Consider the following 21,559-nt stretch of genomic DNA (forward strand, 5'->3'; position numbering starts at 1 on the left):
AATGATGGCTTTTGCTGTTCTATATGTTTATGTCAATGATTATTGCCACACTCTTCGTCGTGGTGCCCCTTTAATTTTGGAGATTGGCCGCAAAGATGGATTTCGACATTGTACTGGTTATTGCCCTGGTTATTGCCGTAGTGGTGTTTTTGCAGCTACGCAGTGTGTTGGGAAAACGTACGGGCTTTGAAAGACCGCCTTTCGACCCTTATTCACGCCAGCCGGAAAATGCGGAAGAAAAGGAAAACGATACGGTTGTTGCATTGCCGAAACCGGAAGCAAAAGCAGCCGACGATTTTTCCGATATTGATAAAATCGCACCTGAAGACAGCGACCTTAATAAAGGCTTGCGCTCGATCCGCAAAGAAGACGCAACATTTTCACCAAATTCATTTCTGGATGGGGCAAGGGTCGCATATGAAATGGTTGTAACAGCCTTTGCAAAAGCGGATAAAAATACCTTGAAATCACTTTTATCCGATGATGTCTTTGCCGGATTTTCCTCCGCCATTGATGAGCGTGATAAAAAAGGTGAAACTGTCAAATTTACATTTGTCGGCATTGATAAAATTGAAATTATTGATGCGTCGAGTGAGGCAGATATTGCGCAACTGACCGTCAGGGTCGAGAGCGAGATTATCTCGGCAACTTACGATGATAGCCAGAAACTTATAGATGGTGACCCGCAAACAATAGCTGAAATCAAGGATATCTGGACGTTTGCACGCAATGTCAAATCGCGCGATCCAAACTGGAAAATTATCGGCACAGAAGATGGTGAGTAATTTTCTCTAGAAACGCTAGGTTCAGCCGATCACATCGGGCGTATAATTTGAAGGTTGAATGACCATGGCTCGTGACAATAATCGGGATGAGTTTGATCGGCTGAAACTTGAAGACCGCATTTTATGGGATAAAGTGAGAAGTACTGCAATTCCCTTGGCAAAATCGGAGCGTTTCACTCTTGAGATCAAGGATATGCCGGCCGTTTTCTCAATGGAGCTTTTACGGCAGACCAGACTGAACACTATAACCGATGATAAGAGTGATCGGAAAGAAGCTCTGCCGAAGCTTTTTCCTTTTGATAAACCGACCTATCGTAAAATATCGCGCGGGCGTGTCAATATCGAAGGACGTGTCGACCTCCACGGCCTCTATCGCGATGAAGCCTATTCGTTGCTCCTTAATTTTCTACAATCAGCGCGCCACCGAGGTTTACGACATGTCCTTGTTATAACCGGTAAAGGGTTGTCACAGGGCAGCGAAGGTGTTTTGCGGCAAGCCGTTCCCCATTGGCTGGAGACTGCACCTTTCCGCCAGATTATATCTTCCTTTGAAGATGCTCCGCGAAATCACGGTGGTAAAGGTGCGCTTTATGTGCGCTTGCGGCGGCAATCAAAAAACTGATTTGATAAAACTGTTCTGCCTGTTTTTCTGATCGTCAGGAATTATTTTCTGTACCCCATAATTTAATTGGTAGCGGATATAATTGACGTTCAAGCAGATGCGGTGTTTTCAAAACAGATAGTTTTGATTGGCTGATCAACCTATCCGCGCTTTGAAAAAAAATTGTCGTTTTCTATTTCTGACAGGAAAGAGAAAATAACCGGAAAGCTTTTGAAACAGGCAATATGAAATAAGATCTGCCGAAATTGGATCATGAAAAGAATTATCAGATCGCCGGATTATGTAACAGTGAAGATATAGAGAAAATAGCAGAGAGAGCAATAATGACGAGGTTTTTAAAACAGCTTTTCAAGATCATTGATTTTGCTGTTTACAAACCAGCCATAATAATTTTCTTGTGGCAATTTGGGCTGTTCTCCATGTGCAACGGCTTGCTTGTTATCTTCTGCCAATGCGCGCGCACGTGCTTCTGCACCACCGGTATTATAAAGCGTTGCAGTCAACCCCGGATTATCCGAAATGTCAAAACCGGCAATCTGGCGGTAAGCGTCGATGGATTGGCGAATTGTTGCAGCAATATAGGGAATGGTCTGGTCGGGGTCCATAATTGTTTTATAGACTTGTCCGCCATTTTCCGCAGAAAGCTTGGGCAAACCGGAAATCCGGTTGACACGGTCGGACATCATTAAAGCAGTGAGCGGGTTAACCTGTCCCAGTCCGAAGGTCTGTCCGGCAAAAAACGGTTGGAAAAAAACCGCGCTAAAACGGTTATCGGGATATTTTTTGCCGTCAACCGTTTTGCCACGAAAATCCTTATTCCAGATATTTTCACGGCATGTCCACAATCTATAGCTATCCGGGAGACCATTGCATGAAGAAAATTGCGGGCGTTTAACAAAATCGGTTACGTCTTCGCCGTTATAGGCAAATTGTACGCCCTGATTAAGATAGGACATGCCTTTCACATAATAGGTCTGCAAACGGTCATAGACATCGACATTATAAGTGTGTTCGCCGATGATTGCTCCAGCGATATGAATAGGGGCGATGCCGTAATCTTTTGCGGTTGCGACAATGCGTGCCCTTAGTTTTGTGTCATTTTTCAGGAGATTATAGATTTTCGTATATTTTGCAGCATAGCTTGTTGAAAGTTCACGCGTGCGTTTTGCCGAAGCACCGGGAACGGGCGGTTGTACCGTATTACGATTACCGGGAGGAACGAGTGTGACGGCCTCGGCTTCGGTGAGCAATGATAAAATCAACGGGATAATCAAACACAGCTTCTTCATGAATATTGGCATGTGCTTACCCTATCTAAGATTGCAAAGGTTTGTTCATTAAAGGTCTAGTCGTTACAAGAGCATTTTTATCGAGTCGATAGTAAATTTCTAGATATATCGGATATTTTTAGCGCCTTACGCACTACCGCCCACGTAAAAAGTCAAAAAATGAACGTTTTTTTTGTGGAGCAGGTTGTGCTTCACTCACATCGGCAGGCGGGCGGGGGGCCCAATAATCGTCATTGCTACCCGGTTCAGGCGGCGGAGCCGGATAAGGCGTTGTCGACGGTTGTTCGCTTTCAGGCAAAATATCATTGCCTCCGGGAACCGCATTTTGCAGGTTATAATTGCCCGGAAGTGGCAATACCGGCAAGGATTTTTCGGCAACCGTCATAAAGGATTTCCAAGCGCGCACGGGAAGCGAACCGCCGGAAATTGTTTTCATCGGATGACCATCGTCATTTCCGAACCATATGCCTGTCACATAATCTGTTGTATAGCCGATAAACCATGCGTCGCGAAAATCCTGACTTGTGCCGGTTTTTCCGGCAGACGGACGGTCGATTGCGGCTTTTCGTGCAGTACCGTTCTCGACAGTCTGTTCAAGCATCGCATTCATCATGCCGACAATATCTGATTGAACGACGCGATTGGCCGTAATTTCACCAAAATCATATATGGTTTTACCGTTTGTATCTTCTACTTTCGAGATAAGTCTTAATTGCGGCTTATAACCACCATTGGCAAAAGGCACAAATGCGCCGGTCAATTCAAGCAAGCTCACTTCCGACGTGCCAAGTGCGATAGAGGCATTGTCCGAAAGTGCCGAATGGATACCGAGACGGTGAGCCACTTCGATAACCTTGTCGGTACCGACCTCCATAATCAATTGGGCGGCAACAGAGTTTAGCGAATGGGATAAAGCGGTGGTCAATGTGACTTCACCCATATATTTGCCGCCGTAATTTTTTGGCGTCCAGTTGCCAATTCTGACCGGTGCGTCGTTGCGGATTGTATTGGGGGTACGACCGGCTTCAAGTGCAGCAAGATAGACAAAGGGTTTGAAGGTTGAACCGGGTTGTCTTTTTGCATCGGTCGCGCGGTTGAACTGGCTTTGCGCATAGTCGACACCGCCCACCATGGCGCGGATTGCACCGCTTTTATCAATCGATACAAGTGCGCCCTGGCTCACGTCGCGTTTTTCTCCATTTTCGGAAATTTGTGTGCGGATTGCTTCTTCGGCAGCCCTTTCAAGTGTCATATCAAGCGTGGTTTCGACCACAATATCCTTATCTGTCTCGCCGATGAGAAACGGTAATTGTTGAACAACCTGATCGGCAACATAGTTTTCCGAGCCGGTCCAATAGGATTGAGCCCTTGCCATCGGTTCGGCTTCTGCCATCGCTACCTCGGCATCACTCACCATGCCTTCTTCTTTCATGGCAGCAAGAACAAGTTTGGCACGGTCATTGGCAGCTTTCGGATCACGTGCAGGCGAAAGGCGCGAGGGTGCTTTTAACAATCCTGCCAGAGTTGCGGCTTCCATCAAATCAATATCTTTAGCCGATTTTCCGAAATACCGCCTTGAGGCTGCTTCGACACCATAAGCACCTGACCCAAGATAAACACGGTTCAAATAGATTTCCAGAATTTGATCTTTGGTATATTTATGCTCGAGCCAGAGCGCCAGCAGCGCTTCCTGCACCTTTCTTTCCAATGTCCTGTCGGGAGAAAGAAACAGATTCTTGGCCAATTGTTGGGTAAGTGTCGAGCCTCCCTGTTTGCTGCGGCTATGGATAATATTGGTTACCATTGCGCGCGCAATTCCGATCGGGTCAACGCCATAGTGGTCGTAAAAACGGCGGTCTTCAATTGCTACCACGGCCTTCGGTATCCACGGGCTCATTTCTTTCAATGAAAGTGCTTCACCACCTGTTGTTCCGCGGTTGGCAATCAGAAATCCGTTGCGATCAATAATGCGCACATTTGGCGGTCGTTGGGGGATATTCCACGTTGAAGCTTGCGGCATTTTAAGTGCGACATAGCCGACATAAGCTGCGACAGCTATCGCGCCCCAGATAGCAAGAATGAAACACCATTTGATCAGACGGAACATGAGCCCATGATTTTTTCGTTTTTCCCGCGACTTGCCCCTTTTTGCGCCGGAACCGCCTTGCGGCGGCAATGCACGGTCTTCATCAGTCAAGCGCATATCAGAAACGCTCCGATTTTTTCAAGACTAGCATTTTTATTGAATATTGCCGACATGGAAAGACTTTTAAAAAATTTCAAGAACCTGAGCGTTAAACCGGAAACCGGATTGAACATTTCGCTGTTTTGCTAGCATAGAAGAATGATTCCGGCAATTTTAAGTAAGATCGATTGCACTATCCAATCATTTCAAAAGCTTCAAGCACTTCCTCACTATTATTTATGATCTGTTATATTTTTCTCTCAAGAGAAGCGAAATATCGCGCTACCAGAGATTTCCGCAATTTAACAAACCGGTTTCCGCATGGGAGTGGTTTGATGTCTTTTGGAGGGGATCATTTTTCTCTAGAAGTGTTTTTATCGAAAAGTCCAATAATAGATCAGTTCCTGATTTCCGTTAAAATACGATAAATCAGCTTCAAGGGATTGTCCGGTTTTATTCGAGGAACGAGGTTTAAAATGGCAATGGAGCCGAATGGCGTTTTAGCCAATCGGCTGCATTGAATTTTCAATTTTGTTTTGCCTTCAGATTGGCTACATTGTCTTGAGTTTTCCGGAATTCTTCCGGATTAAAATTATATACCGTCGAACAGAATTCACATTTTACAGTAATTCTGCCATTTTCAATGCTGGAGTTTATCTCGTCCGCGGTGAAGGTATTCAAGACATTTTCAATTTTTTCACGCGAGCATGAACATTGATCAAGAATAGTTCTTGCATTGAAAACCCTGACACCATGTTCGTGGAATAATCTGAACAATAGTCTTTCCGCTCCTACCTGTGGATCCGTCATCTCGGAACTTTCGATCGTGTCGACAAGTGCCTTGACTTCGGTCCAATGGTCGAGATCGGTCTTCTTATCAATTTTCTTGGTCGTTTTGCTTTCGATGGAAGACTTTGGAAGATGTTGGACAAGCACACCGCCAGCCCGCCAGCTTTCTCTTGAATGGCCATTTTCATCACGGTCGAAAAGTGTCGCAACGCCAAGCTTGACTTCGGTCGGAATCTGTTCCGATTGTTTGAAATAGTTACGCGCTATTTCTTCAAGACTCGAACCGTCAAGTGCAACAATCCCCTGATAGCGTTGCATATGTTCGCCCTGATCGATTGTGAGTGCCAAAGTCCCTTTGCCAAGAAGTTCTTCAGGGGCATCGTGACCGGAAGCAACAGCCTCTTCAAGTTTCTTTTCATTAAATCTTGCATAAGCACGCAAACTGGACGGGGTTTTAAAATCGCACACCAGAAGGTTGACCGGCCCGTCAGAACTAGTCTGCAAAATGAATTTACCATCAAATTTCAATGATGTGCCGAGTAAAACGGTTAAAACCATTGCTTCAGCCAGCAACCGCGCTACTGGTTCTGGATAGTGGTGGCGCGACAAAATGCTGTTGACCGCGGTTCCCAATTGTACAGCGCGGCCACGTGCGTCGAGCTCTTCCACCTCGAAAGGCACAACTGCATCATCGCCAGCAAAATTGAAATCACCAAGGGAAGGGCTCTTTTTGTATTGAGCCGATTGGTCGTTTACATTCATTTCTTTTGTCAAAACCGCATTTCCTTAAAGACTGCCAGAGTATTATTGCAAAAATGGTTCTGTTTGATTTTACTTTAAAAAGCAAAGATGCTCCGGCACAATGAAGTCTCTGGACATATTGTCCAGATGAATACTTCATAATGCCTGAAGCCGGTAAATACAGTAGAACCTTTTGCAAGTAGCCTTTATAGATAGGTATTATTTTAACGCCTGCAAGCACCACTCAAGAACAGCCTTTTGGGCGTGCAAGCGGTTTTCGGCTTCGTCAAAGACAACAGAATGTGGTCCGTCAATGACCGCGTCGACAACTTCTTCGCCACGGTGGGCCGGAAGACAATGCATAAACAAGGCATCCGGTTTGGCCAAATCCATCAATGCTTCGTTAACCTGATAAGGCTGGAATACACTGTGTCCGCGGGCCCGGAATTCCTGTCCCATTGAAACCCATGTATCGGTAACAATGCAATCGGCATTTCTGGCGGCCTCTTCGGCATTATTGGTGAGAACAATGTTCGCACCATTTTGACGAGCCCAATCAATATATTTTTGCTGCGGTTCGCTGCCTTTGGGGGTTGCAATTCTCAAATTGAATTTGAAAAGTGCGGATGCTTCAATGAATGAATGTAAAACATTGTTCCCGTCACCCATCCACGCAAAAGTTTTGCCGGTGATTGGTCCGCGATGTTCTTCATAGGTCATAATGTCAGCCAAAATCTGACAAGGATGGGTATCATCTGTCAGGCCATTAATGACAGGAACACCGGCATATTCTGCAAGTTCCAGCATTCTGGTGTGAGCCGTTGTCCGTATCATGATAATGTCAACGAAGCGGGAAAGTACGCGAGCTGTATCGGCAATCGTTTCACTATGTCCAAGTTGCATTTCCGAGCCGGTGAGCATGATCGTCTCGCCGCCCAATTGATGCATCCCGACATCGAATGATACGCGTGTACGTGTTGACGGTTTCTCGAAAATCATGGCGAGTGTTTTGCCAGTAAAAGGTTTTTCCGATTGGCCTTTTTTAAGAAGTGCCTTGACCTTTTTGGCGTGCTCGATGATGTTGCGGGCAGTTTCCGGCGAGAGAATGGACAAATCAGTAAAGTGGCGAATATTCTTCGTCATAATATCAAGCCTATTTTTGTTTGTGGGCATTAGAAACGTATTGGACAGCTTTTTCAATGCGGTGAAGGCCGTCGCGAATTTCATCTTCGGTGACAGTCAATGGCGGTAAAAGACGAATAACATTGTTTCCTGCACCAACGCCTAAAAGTTTTTCATCACGCATAGCAGCAATAACTTCAGTGTTTTTAACAACACATTTAAGCCCGGTTAAAAGCCCTACTCCACGAATTGACTCTACGACATCGGGAAAACGGTCAATAATGGAAGCCAATCCCTGTTTGAACAGGTTGGCCATGGCATTGACATGGTCGAGAAAACCGTCGGCCAACATAACATCAAGTACCGCATTGGCCGCAGCCATAGCAAGAAGATTTCCACCAAATGTCGAACCATGGGTCCCCGGTGTCATGCCTTTGGCTGCCTCTTTTGTTGCGAGACAAGCACCGATTGGAAAACCGCCTCCAAGACCCTTGGCAAGCGCCATGATATCGGGTTCTATGCCCGACCACTGATAGGCAAATAATTTGCCTGTCCGCCCCATACCGGTTTGGACTTCGTCTACAATGAACAACAATCCGTTTTCATCACAGATGCGGCGCAATAATTGCATGAATTCGGTCGGAACCGGACGTAACCCGCTTTCACCCTGAATAGGTTCGATAAGAAGAGCGGCAGTCTTTTCGCCAATTGCAGCACGCAAGGCCTTTTCATCGTCGAAAGGAACCTGTACGAAACCTTGAGCTTTCGGGCCGAAGCCTTCAAGATATTTTTGTTGGCCGCCGGCTGCAAGAGTGGCCAGTGTGCGGCCATGGAAAGCACCTTCAAAAGTTATGATTTCATAACGTTCAGGGTGTCCACTGACATATTGGTAACGTCTGGCCGTCTTGATCGCGCATTCGATTGCTTCGGCGCCGGAATTGCAGAAAAACACCTTGTCGGCAAAACTATTTGCACAAAGTCTTTCTGCTACTTTCTCCTGTTCAGGAGACTGAAAGAGGTTTGATACGTGCCAGAGCTTGTTGGCCTGTTCTTCAACGGCTTTGACAAGCTTCGGGTGATTATGGCCAAGTGCATTGACTGCAATACCGGAGGTAAAATCAAGGTAGCGCTCACCATTATCGGAGATCAGCCAGGCCCCATTTCCTCGCGTGAAGCGCAAACCGATACGTGCAAAAGTATCATAAAGTGGTTGCGCATTGTTTTGGGTCATTGCCTGGTCTCCTACTCCATCGTCAATTTTCCTCTGTGACAAAATCCGGACAGTCCGGCTCTCTGTCATAGCAGGGACAATATTATCTCTGTTTTTCTGAATGAAACGTTAGGTTTTTTGAAAAACAGTTTTTATCAGAGATAAAATATCAACAGCGCCGTATTTTGCCACGACGCTGCTAAAATCTATCCATTTTCAATATCCTGCCTGTCGGGAAAAAAGTCAATTGATGCCTTTGAAAGACCATATTTAAAAAATATCTTGCAAAAATCACATTTTTCACGAGCAATTTTCGAATTTTCCAAAAAAAGTGATTCGCAAGTTGGGGAAAACGTCTCAAAACACCTATATAAGGTCATGTAGACCCTTGTCATAGAGTCAAAGCGTATAGTAGTACTTAGCGTAAAACTGGAACATTTTTGGTTCTGCCGGATAATTATCATAACAAGTATGACTGCTTTGCGCTTCTTAGCGCAGGGATGGATTCCGGCAATAAAAGAGATGATAAAGTTAATTGTCATGCCACTTATCTGATATGAGGCAATGATGGAAATTAAGGAACGGAGTGCCGGTATGAACTGGACAGATGAACGTGTTGAACTTTTGAAAAAGCTTTGGAGTGACGGGTTGAGTGCCAGCCAGATTGCTGCCCAGCTTGGCGGAGTTAGCCGTAATGCCGTTATCGGTAAGGTTCATCGATTGAAATTGTCAGGACGTGGCAAAACAACAAAAGCAACGCCACGTACAAAGAAGCCGGTCGAAACAGTTGTCAATAATGGAACACAGGCACCACGTGCTCCCCGCAATACGCCGGTCGCACCGGTTGCCGCTGCTGTTGCGGCTTCAGCCAAAAAACCACAGCCTTCAACGATCGGCGCCACAGCTTTGAAACTGGATTTTGTTGCCGATGCGGTTTCCGAAGTGGAAGAACAGCCTTCAACGGATGTTGTTGTGCCGATGTCACGACATTTGAGCCTTTTGCAATTGAGTGAAAATACATGCAAATGGCCTGTTGGCGACCCGCTGTCGGATGACTTCTATTTCTGCGGTGCCGATGCGGGAGAGTCAGGTCCCTATTGCGCTTTCCATGCAAAACTTGCTTTCCAGCCGGTTTCGGAACGCCGTCGCGTAAGAGCTTGAATGCCGAACTAGAAGAGCATAAAATACTAATAATAAGCAAAACCTTGGAATGTTTATTCCAAGGTTTTTTTATTTATTAGAAAAAACGAACTGTATTTTCTTCAAATTTAATATTCAATTCTATAATTTAAATCTCTCCAAAAGGAAGATTTAAAGTGAATAAAGTTGATTCAATCGTAAGCTATGACGCGCCGCATTCTTGCAGTCAGGAATGGCTTAAAAAAGCAATTGAAATTATCGAAGCGGAAATAAACCGTTCGGCCGATACCCATCTCATCCGTTATGATTTACCGGCTTCATGCGGGATAACGCTCTATTTGAAAGATGAATCCTGCCATCCGACAGGAAGTTTGAAACATCGTTTGGCGCGTTCGCTTTTTCTCTATTCTCTTTGCAATGGAAAAATTGGGCCCAAGACGACTATTGTCGAAGCTTCGAGCGGTTCGACAGCCGTGTCGGAAGCCTATTTTGCAAAATTGATCGGCGTTCCTTTTGTGACGGTTATTCCGAGGACAACGTCACCGCAAAAAGTCGCAGCCATAGAAGCATATGGCGGCAATGTTCATTTTATAGATGATCCGAAATCGGTTTATGTAACAGCTCAAAACCTCGCTGATGAATTGGGGGGCTATTATATAGACCAGTTTACCTTTGCCGAACGGGCAACAGATTGGCGTGGCAACAACAATATTGCCGATTCAATTTTCTGCCAGATGTCCAAAGAACCGCATCCCGTTCCGCAATGGATTGTTGCAAGTGCAGGCACTGGTGGAACATCGGCAACATTGGGGCGATACATCCGGTATCGCAAATTTTCAACGAGACTTTGTGTAGCCGATCCGGAAGCTTCGGTTTTTCACCTCCATTATGCCGACCGGTCGATAAAGGAAATAGAGTCATGTCGTTCGGTGATTGAAGGTATCGGGCGTGCACGTGTCGAGCCGTCATTCATGCCGGACGTGATAGACCGGATGATTTCGGTTCCCGATCAGGCAAGTCTTGCAGCCATGCGTGTGATAAGCCGCCTTATCGGTCGCAGTTGCGGCGGATCTACCGGTACCAATGTCTATGCAGCTGCAGAACTCATTTCCGATATGATTAAAAATCATCAGCGTGGCTCGCTCGTAACATTGATTTGTGACAGTGGGGAACGTTATCGCTCAACCTATCTTGACGATCAGTGGCTTGCTAAAAAAGGTTTTGATATTTCCGGTGATATGAAACGTCTGGAACAACTCTTTGTAGAAGGGAAACCCTTCTGATTGTTGCTTTTGCCTTTAGCCGGTTTTGATAACGAAAGCCGGTTGAACCCATTTTGCAGGAAGCCGGTTTGCCGGAAATCATTTTTCAGGCTGAAGCCATTTGAGCGTGCTTCGGGGTGCCCAACGGATGCTCTAAGAGTAAAGCCCCCATCAGTTTGAAAAATTTTGCCCGGACAAAATTTTGACCGACAAAATAATGGTGTTGAGTACTTTACCACCACCCGATCAATGATGATGATTGGTCACAATGAAATTTTATTCCGCTTGAAAAATGACAATTTCTTGGATGGGCGACAAGTTTTTAACTTTTCGGTCGTTCTAATTTATCCGGTAAACATCTTGCAAGGGACAAGACAAGTTTGACAATGGCGATGAGCACGAACACATATAGTGCATGATTGGCAGCCTGTTCCGGCACCTTTTCAGCACAAAAAGTTTTGAAAACAAATAGCCGAAGAGGTGCAAGCTCAATTGTCGAAATTAAAAATGGCAGTAAGTTGTTTTTTCAATTTCCGGTATTGTTGACCGAGCTCACAACAATATCGTCACGTTGTTCGATGCTGACCCATTTTCCGGGAGATTGTGTCGATTGACGTTTGAGATATGTATATTCGGTGTCTTTCCAGTTGAAGACTTCATCACGCAAATTGTCGAGTACAAAATCACCGCGATCTGTCCGTACAGTTAAAACAGCATGGCCTTCGCCGTCAGGTTTACGCACAACGGTAATAAGCAGACTGGCAAGCGGCATACCTTTGTCATGTAATTCTTTCTGCTTTTCAAGAACATAGTCTTCGCAATCGCCGGCGTTTACCGGATAGGTCCAATATTCTTCCCTGCCGTAAAGTTCCATGTCTGTTGCGGGAGTAATACGGGCATTAACACTATGATCGACATCCAGCATCATATCCCAGACATTTTGAGTTAACTTTACCGGTTGGAGAATGGTGTTGCGAATTTTGCATTCTTGCGGCAAGCGCTCACAAAATTCGTAGTGCCCTATGGGCTGCGACGTTTGGCCACTTACGGTCATAAATTCACCAGCCGCTTTTGCCGCGGATGTCAGTCCGACAAACGTTAAAAACGCCACTCCGAATAATCTGAACGCAAACACCATTTTTGTACTCAATTTAACTTTTCACGATAAAGATCGTTAACAAAAGGTTAAAGTCCAAACTGGCTTGCTAGTCAATGACCGGAATGCAACACTTTATTAAGATTTAAATTATGGTTAAATTTGTGAATTGTTTATTTTCAATGAGTTAGCCAATTGATATGGTTAATATAGTTTTTTATGTCGAAAAAACGTTATTACAGGATGGTTCATAAAAAGCGTGTGATAGTTTTTAGTGTTTTCTTGAAAAAGCTGAAATATAGCCTATTCATGCGTAAAAAATCACTTATATGGATGGTGTTAAGCCTTGAAGGCAAAGGCATTCGGGAATTGAGAGTGTGTGAATGGGCAATTTGATTAAACGACAAGCAACTATAGACGATATAGATGCACTTGTAGCTGTCGAAGAAGCCTGCTTTGACAGCGACAGAATATCGCGTCGTTCTTTTCGTACATTAATTGATCGTCCGACAGCAAGAACGATTGTTGCCGAAATTGATGGAACAATTATCGGCTATGCAATGATTTTGTTTCGTAAAGGCACAGCACTTGCGCGCCTTTATTCACTTGCTGTCAAACCCGGTGGCAAAATAAAAGGTGTCGGCTCCGAGTTATTAGAGTCGGCAGAGCAGGCGGCTTTTGATGAAGGGCGCGTTTATATGCGCCTCGAAGTTCGCGAAGACAATGAACGCGCAATCAAGCTTTATGAACGCTTTCATTACCGGCCGATCGGCCGTTATCTTGATTATTATGCCGATCATACGCCGGCTTTGCGTTATGAAAAAACCTTGCGTGGTGATACGCCGGTTGAAACATCAGTTCCCTATTATCAACAGACTTCGGAATTTACCTGTGGCGCTGCCTGTCTGATGATGGCGCTCAAATATTTCAATCCGCAATCGCGCCTTGATCCTGTGTTCGAGCTTAGACTGTGGCGGGGTGCAACAACGGTTTTCATGCTTTCGGGGCCGGGGGGGTGCGAGCCTTTCGGGCTTGCTGTTCTTGCCCATAATTATGGTTTGAAAGCTGAAATCATCGTCACAAGTTACGAATTTCTATTTATCAATTCGGTGCGCGATCCCAAAAAACGCGAAATTATGGAAATTGCCCAGACCGATTTTCGCGAGCAGGCTGATGCAGCACACATTCCGGTGCGGATTGCTGCTTTTACGCTGGATGATATTCGTGCTGCTTTGGCACGAGGTGCTCTGGTTCTTGTGCTCATCAGTTTCTATCACATGTTTGGTGAAAAAATTCCTCATTGGGTGCTGGTCCATGGAGATGATGGAAGCCATATCCACATCCATGATCCATGGGTGGAGGAAGATGCAGGCGAGACAATTGCTGATTCTGCAAATTTGCCTTTGAACTATCAAGTGTTTGATCATATTGCGCGCTTTGGAAAAGACGGTTTGCGCGCAGCCGTCATATTGGAGAAAAGCTAGTTTTCTATGACTATTTGTGTAATTCTTGCTGGACGAGTGTCTGACGTAGATAATGGTGCAACGACCCACAAGGTCATGACCCATCGTGATTATTTGGCCAATCCGGCATTATTTGCCGGTCAGCGTCCCCGTATTATCAACCTGTCACGTTCCTACCGTTATCAAAGCCGCGCCTATTACTGCTCGCTTCTTGCCGAAGCCCGCGGCCATCGTGTGTTGCCGTCTGTGGAAACCATGATCGACCTGTCGGAACGACGGTTATATAAAAAATCTATTCCCGAGCTTGAAGATTGTCTCAACAAAGCCCTGAAAGGAGACGGTACACGCGCACCGGAAATTATCAGGGTATTTTTTGGCATTACCGATAGTTCAAATGATATTAAAGGTGACCGATTTGAGAAATTCGGCCACCTTTTGTTTGACTGGTATCGGGCTCCGGCATTGGAAGTTCACGTTATACCGGGTGAATGGGCACGCATTCACAAAATATGTTTTGCCAATTGGCAAAAACTTGAAGGTGAAAGTCGCGATGCTTTCTATCAGGCGATGGAAACTTATACGACACGGGCCTGGAAAGAAGCCCGTCACAAAGTGCCGCCACGCTGGACATTTGCTGTGTTATGCAATCCGGAAGAAGAATTGCCACCAACAAACGTTGCCGATTTGAAGCATTGGGCAAAAATTGCCGCCCGCCTTGGTGTGGAAGTCGAACCGATCGGGGCAAGAGATCTTGCCCGTCTTGCCAATTTCGATGCGCTGTTTATTCGTGAAACAACCAATATATCCAATCATACCTATCGTTTTGCCCGTCGCGCGGAACAGGAAAATATGCCGGTTATTGACGACCCGATGTCGATGATCCGCTGTACAAACAAAGTCTATCTTGACGAGTTGATGCGCGCGAATGGTGTGCCGGTTCCCCCCACAGTGATGATCGGTGGCAATGATGATCTCGTAAGAGCGGCAGATACGCTCGGCTTCCCGATGGTGTTGAAAATTCCGGATTCTTCGTTTTCACGCGGGGTGAAACGCGTTGGCTCGATGGAAGAATTACGCCGCCTTGCCCATGAATGGCTCAAAGATAGTGATCTTTTGCTGGCACAAAAATATTTACCGACCAAATTCGATTGGCGTGTCGGTGTGTTGGGTGGCAAGCCGCTTTTTGTCTGCCAGTATGAAATGGCGCCCCACCATTGGCAAATTATCAAACATGATCCGAATGGTGGTGAACCGCTGGAAGGTGGTTTCAAAACCTATGCTATTCCCGATGCACCGCCGGCAGTTGTGGAAATCGGTTTGAAGGCGGCCCGTTGCATCGGCGATGGCCTTTACGGTGTTGATATAAAAGAAACCGATGAAGGCATTGTCGTCATTGAGGTCAACGACAACCCCAATATCGAACACGGGGTCGAGGATCTGGCGGAAAAGGATGATGTCTGGATCAATCTCACACGCTGGTTTATCGAGCGCCTTGAACGTTGATTAAAAGAACCAACGGCGATTTAAAGGCCTGATGTTGATTTATAAAGCTTTAAAGAAAAAACCGGCAATATATTGCCGGTTTTTTCATATTTCATCAGAATGATTTTTATCTCGCTGCCAAGCGTAAATGGCTCTCGGCTGTTTCTTCAAAAACATCGTTTTTGGGTGGAAAGCATGAACGGCCTTCCCGTTCCCCTTGGGGCAAAAAACAAAAATTAAAAACGCAAAGGCCGATATGATGACATTGCTATTTTGCCGAAAATGGAGCTTCTTTTATCGTGAAGGAAGCTATCGCGAAGAAGAATTATCGGCTGAAGACGTGTTAGTGTTACTATTCAGTGCCTTTTCGATTTGTGGCAATGTTTCATCTTTATAGATTTGCGGCGTTAATGGCCCGATATGTTTATATATAATTATGCCTTCACGGTTTAAAAGAAAAGTTTCCGGTGGACCGTAAACCCCCCAATCAATTGCTGCGCGACCGCTCGGGTCAAAGCCGACAAGCTTGAACGGACTCCTGAAATTATCAAGGAAACGTATGGCGTTTTCTTCTCTGTCTTTATAATTGATGCCGACAAGGTCAAAGCGTTTGTCTTTTGAAATTTCAATAAGGGTGGGATGTTCGTCACGGCATGGCGGACACCATGACCCCCAGAAATTGACAAGCGTAACGCGCCCCTTGAAATCGTCAGGGTTGAAGGAGCCGGTTTGACCAAGTAGGGGCAAAACTGTTGCAGGTGCAGGCTTGCCGGCAAGTGCATTGGGAACAAGATTGGCCGTGTCGGGATTGGTTGTTTCCATATGGCTAAACATGATAACAACCAGAACAACAAACAGGATGAATGGCCCAAAAAGGGCGATCATCACTGGAACACTCATTTTTTTCTTGGGCGCGTCCATGATCTTCACGATTTCACTTTGTTGGCACGGATGGCATTTGACTGTTCAAGTTTTTGAAGCCGGGCTTTTTGATGACGGCCATTAAGGACAATGTATAAAACCAGCAATAACAGGACAACGGCCGAGACAACATAGCTCAAGGTGACAATCTGGCTATGGTCGAAATGGCCCAGAAATATGTCAATACGATCGGAAATGCCAATTGCATTTTCAGTGGTCATTTTACGTTTTCCTTCTGACGCAGGCGCCGCGCAGCCATTCTTTGCATTGTTTCCACACGCCGACGGGTAATTTCGGTACGCATGCTCGCAAGATAAAGGGCAAAAAAGGCCAATGTGAAACCGATAGCCATAGTAAAGAGCGGCCATAACATGGCGCTATCAATAGCCGAGCCGCCTTTGCGAAGAATAGAGGCGGGTTGATGAAGTGTGTTCCACCATTCAACGGAGAATTTGATAATCGGTATGTTAATGAAGCCGACAAGTGTCAGGATAGCCGCAGCTTTTGCGCCTTTTGTTGCGTCGTCGAACGCGCGTGAAAGCGCGATAATCGCAAGATAAATCAAAAACAATACGAGCACGGAAGTAAGCCGCGCATCCCATTCCCACCATGTGCCCCATGTTGGCCGTCCCCAGAGAGAGCCGGTTATAAGGGCAAGTGCGGTAAAAGTGGCACCAATCGGAGCAGCACTTTTAAGCGATACGTCGGCAAGCGGATGGCGCCAGACCAAAGTTCCAAGCGCCGAGACACTCATCAATGTGTAACAGAACATGGAAAGCCAGGCAAAAGGCACATGAAGATACATGATGCGCACGGTCATGCCTTGTTGATAATCGTCGGGCGAACGCATGACCATGAAAAGCCCGCAGGCGAGAACAATAACAGCAACGAGGCTAAGCCACGGCAGAATTTTACCGCTCAGCCCCATGAAACGGGTCGGGTTGGCCAATGATTGCAACCAGTTTGTCTTCTTTTGTATTAATTCCATGATATCCCTTATTATCGGGTTTTGTTTTTGTCGCAATTATCTTTCTTCATAGAGACCAACATATGACACCAATCTGACAAAGATGTGATGTCTAGTCCGATAATGAAGCAAGTGTCAAAGCTGCTGCCAATGGACCGAGAATCGAAAAGAACAGTGACAGAGCGATCAAAAACAGTAACGGGTTTATAAACGAAATGCCCGGAGCGGTGGTTGCATAGGCTGCGGATACCCCGAAAATCATAACCGGCACAGCAAGCGGCAAAACAATAACCGATATTAATACGCCGCCACGCGGTAGCGAGGTTGCTAGCGCCGCACCGACTGCACCAATCAGGGTAATCGCAGGTGTACCACATAAAAGTGTGAGCATAAGACCGCCTATTGCTGTTCCACCAAGACCGAGCATCAATCCCAGCACAGGAGTAAAAAGAATAAGCGGCAGAATGGTTCCACACCAATGCGCCAGGCATTTTGTAAATACGATCAGACTCAAGCTTTTTCTGTGTCGCGATAATATCAGTTGATCAAGGCTGCCGTCATCGCGGTCGGTCTGGAACATGCGGTCTAAACCGAGCAAAATTGAAAGAAGCGCTCCAATCCACAGCATTCCCGGACCAATGCGGGACAAAATTTCCTGATCAGGTCCGACAGCAAACGGAGTTATGATAATAATTGCTGCAAAAAACAGAAGTCCCGTCAATAAAGAACTTCCCGGACCAAAAGCAATTCGTAAATCGCGCAAGAAAAGAGCTTTCATCAACTGTCCTCGAAATCGGGAAGGTAATCGTCGAGGAGAATATGACGATTTTCTTCTATGCCAAGCGGTAAATGGGTCGCGGCAATAATCATGCCCGAGCGGTTTCTATGCTCTTCCATAATCTTTGCAAAAATCGCACTTGCATGTTTGTCGAGCCCTGATGTCGGCTCGTCCAGGAGCCATAAAGGCTGATGGGATAATAACAATCGCGCAATGGCAACGCGCCTTTTCTGTCCAGTTGAAAGCACACCGAATGGAAGATGCTCGATTCCTGAAAGTTCGACTTGATCGAGTGCTTCCATCGGCGACAACAATTGCGCTGAATCGAAATTCGACCAGAATTCGAGATTTTGCAAAACGGTCAAATGCGTTTTCATGGCGTTTTGACTGCCAAGATAATGGCTGACAAGAGCAACGGGAAAGCGTTGATCACCTTCTTGTGCTGCGACTTCTCCTTCATTGGCAGGCAAGAAGCCGGCAATGATTCGCAGTAAAGTAGACTTGCCGATACCATTTGGACCGGTGATTGTGAGCAATTCTCTATCGTGGATTGTAAAGTGCAAGTGTTGAAACAACACCTCTTCACCACGTTTTGCACTCAGATCAATTGCTGTTATTTCCATGTAACCACCGGATTTTGCTTAACCTTTCTTAAGATGGCCGGAGCCTTTAAACAAGTAAACACATTTTTTTTAATGGATTACGTCTGGAACAGTTCCAGAAAAGGACTTATATCAGATTTACCATACCAGCGGTCGGTGTGGGACAATTTTTGGGCCGGTCTCCAAATCTGCTTGTTCTGGCGGTTGAGGAACGGACAGCGGAAATGACTGCACCCGCACCGTAGCTGCGATCTTGACCCGCAGTTTGTGGCGTTCGTTCCAGGAGCTAAGGCTCGCACAAATATAAGGACGAACAGTCGTGTCTCAAATAGATAGTTTTAAGTGCCGCAAAACACTCCATGTAAATGGCAAGGACTATATTTATTACAGTCTGACAGAAGCCGAAAAGAACGGTCTGCCTGACATTTCCCGCTTGCCATTTTCAATGAAGGTTCTGCTCGAGAACCTGTTGCGGTTTGAAGACGGTCGCACGGTCAAGAAAGACGACATTTTAAATATCGCCAAATGGCTAGACGACAAGGGAAAAGCAGGTGCTGAAATCGCCTATCGCCCTTCACGCGTTTTGATGCAGGATTTTACCGGCGTTCCAGCGGTTGTCGATCTTGCCGCGATGCGTGACGCAATGGTGAAACTTGGTGAAAATCCGGAAAAAATCAATCCGTTGGTTCCGGTTGACCTCGTCATTGACCACTCGGTAATCGTTGACGATTTTGGTAATCCGCTCGCTTTCCAGCATAATAAGGAACTCGAATATAAACGTAATGGCGAACGTTATCGTTTCCTGAAATGGGGGCAACAAGCCTTTCGGAATTTCCGGGTTGTTCCTCCGGGGACAGGTATTTGCCATCAGGTCAATCTTGAATATCTTGCCCAATGTGTTTGGACGAGAGAAGAAAATGGCCACACAATAGCTTATCCCGATACTTGTGTCGGTACCGATTCCCATACCACAATGGTCAACGGTCTTGGTGTTCTCGGCTGGGGCGTTGGTGGTATTGAAGCTGAAGCTGCCATGCTTGGCCAACCGGTTTCGATGTTGTTGCCGGAGGTTATCGGCTTCCGCCTGACAGGCAAACTCAAGGAAGGCATTACAGCCACCGATCTTGTTTTGACCGTAACTCAGATGTTGCGTAAAAAAGGCGTGGTCGGCAAATTTGTCGAATTCTTTGGTCCGGGTCTTGAACATATGACTTTGGCCGATCGTGCGACAATTGGCAATATGAGCCCTGAATATGGCGCGACATGCGGCTTTTTCCCGATTGATCAGGAAACCATCCGTTACCTCAATATGACAGGTCGTAAAGAAGAACGGATTGCACTTGTCGAAGCTTATACAAAAGCTCAAGGCATGTGGCATGATTCCCATACAGCCGATCCGGTATTTACCGATACAATCGAACTTGATATGGGAACGGTTGTGCCGTCTATGGCAGGGCCGAAACGTCCGGAAGGGCGCTTGCCGCTTGAAGAAGTCGGCAAAAGTTTTGCGACAGCGCTTCACAACGAATATAAGAAAACAACCGGTGAAAAAACTCGTTATCCGGTTGAAGGCGAGGATTTCGACATTGGTCACGGAGATGTTGCTATTGCAGCGATCACCTCTTGCACCAACACATCCAATCCGAGTGTTCTGATTGCGGCAGGTCTACTTGCCCGAAACGCGGTTGCCAAAGGCTTGAAATCCAAGCCGTGGGTTAAAACTTCACTGGCTCCGGGCTCGCAGGTTGTTGAAGCCTATCTGGTCAATTCCGGACTGCAAAAAGATCTTGATGCTTTGGGCTTCAATCTCGTCGGTTTCGGTTGCACAACCTGTATCGGTAACTCGGGTCCTCTGCCGCCGGCAATTTCGAAAACCATCAATGACAAGGGATTGATTGTTGCAGCGGTTCTTTCAGGAAACCGTAACTTCGAGGGACGTGTTTCTCCTGATGTTCAGGCAAACTACCTTGCTTCACCGCCACTTGTTGTTGCCCATGCTTTGGCTGGAACCATCACCAAGGATCTCACAAAAGAACCTCTTGGAACCGGCAAGGATGGCAAACCGGTTTATCTGAAGGATATCTGGCCAACTTCGCAGGAAGTTCAGGAATTCATCGAAAAGAATGTTACCCGCAAGATTTTTGAATCAAAATATGCGGATGTCTTCAAGGGCGATGAAAACTGGCAGAAAGTCAAGGTTCCTGCAGGTGAAACCTATGCTTGGGACAAAGACTCGACCTATGTTCGCAATCCTCCCTATTTTGAAAACATGCCGAAAGTACCTGCACCGCTCAAGAATATTGACGGAGCTCGTATCCTCGGACTTTTCGGGGACAAGATTACGACCGACCATATTTCGCCTGCCGGTTCTATCAAGGTTGATTCTCCGGCCGGTAAATATCTGATCGAACATGGTGTAAAACCTGCCGATTTCAACCAGTATGGTACCCGTCGTGGTAACCATGAAGTGATGATGCGTGGCACATTTGCCAATATCCGTATCCGTAACTTTATGCTTGGCGAGAATGGACGCGAAGGTGGCTACACCATTCACTATCCATCCAAGGAAGAAGAATCGATCTATGATGCTGCTATGCAGTATAAGAGCGAGCATGTGCCACTCGTTGTCTTCGCCGGCATCGAATATGGTAACGGCTCATCACGTGACTGGGCGGCCAAAGGAACCAATCTTTTGGGCGTGCGTGCGGTGATTGCTCAATCTTTCGAGCGTATTCACCGGTCCAATCTTGTTGGTATGGGAATTGTACCGTTTGTCTTCGAGGATGGACAGAGCTGGCGTTCATTGGGGCTGAAAGGCGATGAAGTCATCACGATCGATGGCATCAACGATCTGAAGCCACGGCAAAAAACTGTTGCCAAGGTCAAATTCGGTGACGGTAGCGTCAAGGAAGTTCCGCTTCTTTGCCGGGTCGATACTGTTGATGAACTTGATTACCTCCATAATGGCGGCATTTTGCAATATGTTTTGCGCAACCTTGCCAAAGAAGGCTGATTGGCAACTCATAAAACGATAGATGGGTTATAAAACACATAAACGGGTCGTAAAATTACGGCCCGTTTATTTTTAACCGACAATTTCAGAGA

General features: G+C 46.1%; 18 protein-coding genes. 7 read left to right on the forward strand and 11 right to left on the reverse strand.

Going from position 1 to position 21,559, the window contains the following annotated elements; all coding sequences use genetic code 11:
* Positions 1-95: 95 nt before the first annotated feature.
* Together H3S83_RS02525 and H3S83_RS02530 are read left to right on the forward strand one after the other, a co-directional pair.
* A complete protein-coding gene (locus H3S83_RS02525) occupies positions 96-785 on the forward strand; it encodes a Tim44/TimA family putative adaptor protein (RefSeq protein WP_198238829.1) in 690 nt (229 codons plus the stop codon).
* Positions 786-849: 64 nt separating this feature from the next.
* On the forward strand, positions 850-1,407 hold the full coding sequence (locus tag H3S83_RS02530) for a Smr/MutS family protein (RefSeq protein ID WP_198239637.1): 558 nt from the start codon (positions 850-852) through the stop codon (positions 1,405-1,407).
* Between the two features lie 335 nt (positions 1,408-1,742).
* Here H3S83_RS02530 and H3S83_RS02535 read toward each other — a convergent pair whose 3' ends face one another.
* From H3S83_RS02535 to H3S83_RS02555, 5 genes are all read right to left on the reverse strand, one after another.
* On the reverse strand, positions 1,743-2,696 hold the full coding sequence (locus H3S83_RS02535) for a DUF1402 family protein (RefSeq protein WP_198239638.1): 954 nt from the start codon (positions 2,694-2,696) through the stop codon (positions 1,743-1,745).
* A 133-nt stretch (positions 2,697-2,829) separates the two neighbouring features.
* Positions 2,830-4,899, reverse strand: a complete 2,070-nt coding sequence (locus H3S83_RS02540) for a transglycosylase domain-containing protein (RefSeq protein ID WP_198238830.1) — start codon at positions 4,897-4,899, stop codon at positions 2,830-2,832.
* 507 nt (positions 4,900-5,406) lie between these two features.
* Positions 5,407-6,432: an Hsp33 family molecular chaperone gene (locus H3S83_RS02545; protein ID WP_198226541.1), complete on the reverse strand. Its 1,026-nt coding sequence runs from the start codon at positions 6,430-6,432 to the stop codon at positions 5,407-5,409.
* Between the two features lie 198 nt (positions 6,433-6,630).
* Positions 6,631-7,554 (reverse strand): ornithine carbamoyltransferase, encoded by a 924-nt coding sequence (gene argF / locus H3S83_RS02550; RefSeq protein WP_077973400.1) that lies wholly within the window; start codon positions 7,552-7,554, stop codon positions 6,631-6,633.
* A gap of 10 nt (positions 7,555-7,564) precedes the next feature.
* Positions 7,565-8,764, reverse strand: coding sequence for an aspartate aminotransferase family protein (locus H3S83_RS02555; protein ID WP_198238831.1), 1,200 nt, complete (start codon positions 8,762-8,764; stop codon positions 7,565-7,567).
* Between the two features lie 573 nt (positions 8,765-9,337).
* Between H3S83_RS02555 and H3S83_RS02560 the strand changes: the two genes are divergently transcribed.
* Positions 9,338-9,904 (forward strand): GcrA family cell cycle regulator, encoded by a 567-nt coding sequence (locus H3S83_RS02560; RefSeq protein ID WP_077973402.1) that lies wholly within the window; start codon positions 9,338-9,340, stop codon positions 9,902-9,904.
* Between the two features lie 155 nt (positions 9,905-10,059).
* Positions 10,060-11,166 carry a PLP-dependent cysteine synthase family protein gene (locus tag H3S83_RS02565; RefSeq protein WP_369459004.1) on the forward strand — a complete coding sequence of 369 codons (1,107 nt, stop codon included), beginning with the start codon at positions 10,060-10,062 and terminating at the stop codon, positions 11,164-11,166.
* 505 nt (positions 11,167-11,671) lie between these two features.
* On the opposite strand, the gene H3S83_RS02570 is transcribed toward H3S83_RS02565, so the two are convergent.
* Positions 11,672-12,283, reverse strand: coding sequence for a transglutaminase-like cysteine peptidase (locus tag H3S83_RS02570; RefSeq protein WP_198239639.1), 612 nt, complete (start codon positions 12,281-12,283; stop codon positions 11,672-11,674).
* A gap of 341 nt (positions 12,284-12,624) precedes the next feature.
* On the opposite strand from H3S83_RS02570, the gene H3S83_RS02575 reads away from it, so the two are divergent.
* Together H3S83_RS02575 and H3S83_RS02580 are read left to right on the forward strand one after the other, a co-directional pair.
* A complete protein-coding gene (locus tag H3S83_RS02575; RefSeq protein ID WP_198238832.1) occupies positions 12,625-13,725 on the forward strand; it encodes a GNAT family N-acetyltransferase/peptidase C39 family protein in 1,101 nt (366 codons plus the stop codon).
* 6 nt (positions 13,726-13,731) lie between these two features.
* A complete protein-coding gene (locus H3S83_RS02580; RefSeq protein WP_198238833.1) occupies positions 13,732-15,207 on the forward strand; it encodes a RimK family protein in 1,476 nt (491 codons plus the stop codon).
* A 288-nt stretch (positions 15,208-15,495) separates the two neighbouring features.
* Here the strand turns inward: H3S83_RS02580 and H3S83_RS02585 are convergent, their stop codons facing one another.
* From H3S83_RS02585 to ccmA, 5 genes are all read right to left on the reverse strand, one after another.
* A complete protein-coding gene (locus tag H3S83_RS02585) occupies positions 15,496-16,086 on the reverse strand; it encodes a DsbE family thiol:disulfide interchange protein (protein WP_246741703.1) in 591 nt (196 codons plus the stop codon).
* 26 nt (positions 16,087-16,112) lie between these two features.
* On the reverse strand, positions 16,113-16,328 hold the full coding sequence (ccmD, locus tag H3S83_RS02590; protein ID WP_077970070.1) for a heme exporter protein CcmD: 216 nt from the start codon (positions 16,326-16,328) through the stop codon (positions 16,113-16,115).
* Positions 16,325-17,095, reverse strand: coding sequence for a heme ABC transporter permease (locus H3S83_RS02595; RefSeq protein ID WP_078038934.1), 771 nt, complete (start codon positions 17,093-17,095; stop codon positions 16,325-16,327). Before H3S83_RS02595 ends, ccmD begins: the two co-directional genes overlap by 4 nt.
* A 91-nt stretch (positions 17,096-17,186) precedes the next feature.
* Positions 17,187-17,852, reverse strand: a complete 666-nt coding sequence (gene ccmB / locus H3S83_RS02600; RefSeq protein WP_077970074.1) for a heme exporter protein CcmB — start codon at positions 17,850-17,852, stop codon at positions 17,187-17,189.
* Complete coding sequence (gene ccmA, locus H3S83_RS02605; RefSeq protein ID WP_198225375.1) at positions 17,852-18,475, reverse strand: heme ABC exporter ATP-binding protein CcmA; 624 nt, start codon at positions 18,473-18,475, stop codon at positions 17,852-17,854. The genes ccmB and ccmA overlap by 1 nt, the downstream gene beginning before the upstream one ends.
* A gap of 298 nt (positions 18,476-18,773) precedes the next feature.
* Here ccmA and acnA point away from each other — a divergent pair, with 298 nt between their 5' ends.
* The gene (gene acnA / locus H3S83_RS02610) at positions 18,774-21,467 is read left to right on the forward strand and encodes an aconitate hydratase AcnA (RefSeq protein WP_077970081.1); all 2,694 of its coding nucleotides are present in this window, start codon (positions 18,774-18,776) and stop codon (positions 21,465-21,467) included.
* Positions 21,468-21,559 lie beyond the last annotated feature (92 nt).

Origin of the sequence: Bartonella sp. W8122 (genome assembly GCF_016102485.1) — a bacterium.
Lineage (GTDB): Bacteria > Pseudomonadota > Alphaproteobacteria > Rhizobiales > Rhizobiaceae > Bartonella > Bartonella apihabitans.

Coding starts and splice junctions, on each gene's coding strand:
- H3S83_RS02585 (WP_246741703.1), bottom strand. CDS start 16,086: ATGAGTGTTCCAGTGATGATCGCCCTTTTTGGGCCATTCATCCTGTTT.
- H3S83_RS02545 (WP_198226541.1), bottom strand. CDS start 6,432: ATGAATGTAAACGACCAATCGGCTCAATACAAAAAGAGCCCTTCCCTT.
- H3S83_RS02570 (WP_198239639.1), bottom strand. CDS start 12,283: ATGGTGTTTGCGTTCAGATTATTCGGAGTGGCGTTTTTAACGTTTGTC.
- ccmA (WP_198225375.1), bottom strand. CDS start 18,475: ATGGAAATAACAGCAATTGATCTGAGTGCAAAACGTGGTGAAGAGGTG.
- H3S83_RS02535 (WP_198239638.1), bottom strand. CDS start 2,696: ATGAAGAAGCTGTGTTTGATTATCCCGTTGATTTTATCATTGCTCACC.
- H3S83_RS02555 (WP_198238831.1), bottom strand. CDS start 8,764: ATGACCCAAAACAATGCGCAACCACTTTATGATACTTTTGCACGTATC.
- H3S83_RS02540 (WP_198238830.1), bottom strand. CDS start 4,899: ATGCGCTTGACTGATGAAGACCGTGCATTGCCGCCGCAAGGCGGTTCC.
- H3S83_RS02530 (WP_198239637.1), top strand. CDS start 850: ATGGCTCGTGACAATAATCGGGATGAGTTTGATCGGCTGAAACTTGAA.
- ccmB (WP_077970074.1), bottom strand. CDS start 17,852: ATGAAAGCTCTTTTCTTGCGCGATTTACGAATTGCTTTTGGTCCGGGA.
- ccmD (WP_077970070.1), bottom strand. CDS start 16,328: ATGACCACTGAAAATGCAATTGGCATTTCCGATCGTATTGACATATTT.
- H3S83_RS02575 (WP_198238832.1), top strand. CDS start 12,625: ATGGGCAATTTGATTAAACGACAAGCAACTATAGACGATATAGATGCA.
- H3S83_RS02560 (WP_077973402.1), top strand. CDS start 9,338: ATGAACTGGACAGATGAACGTGTTGAACTTTTGAAAAAGCTTTGGAGT.
- H3S83_RS02595 (WP_078038934.1), bottom strand. CDS start 17,095: ATGGAATTAATACAAAAGAAGACAAACTGGTTGCAATCATTGGCCAAC.
- H3S83_RS02580 (WP_198238833.1), top strand. CDS start 13,732: ATGACTATTTGTGTAATTCTTGCTGGACGAGTGTCTGACGTAGATAAT.
- argF (WP_077973400.1), bottom strand. CDS start 7,554: ATGACGAAGAATATTCGCCACTTTACTGATTTGTCCATTCTCTCGCCG.
- H3S83_RS02525 (WP_198238829.1), top strand. CDS start 96: ATGGATTTCGACATTGTACTGGTTATTGCCCTGGTTATTGCCGTAGTG.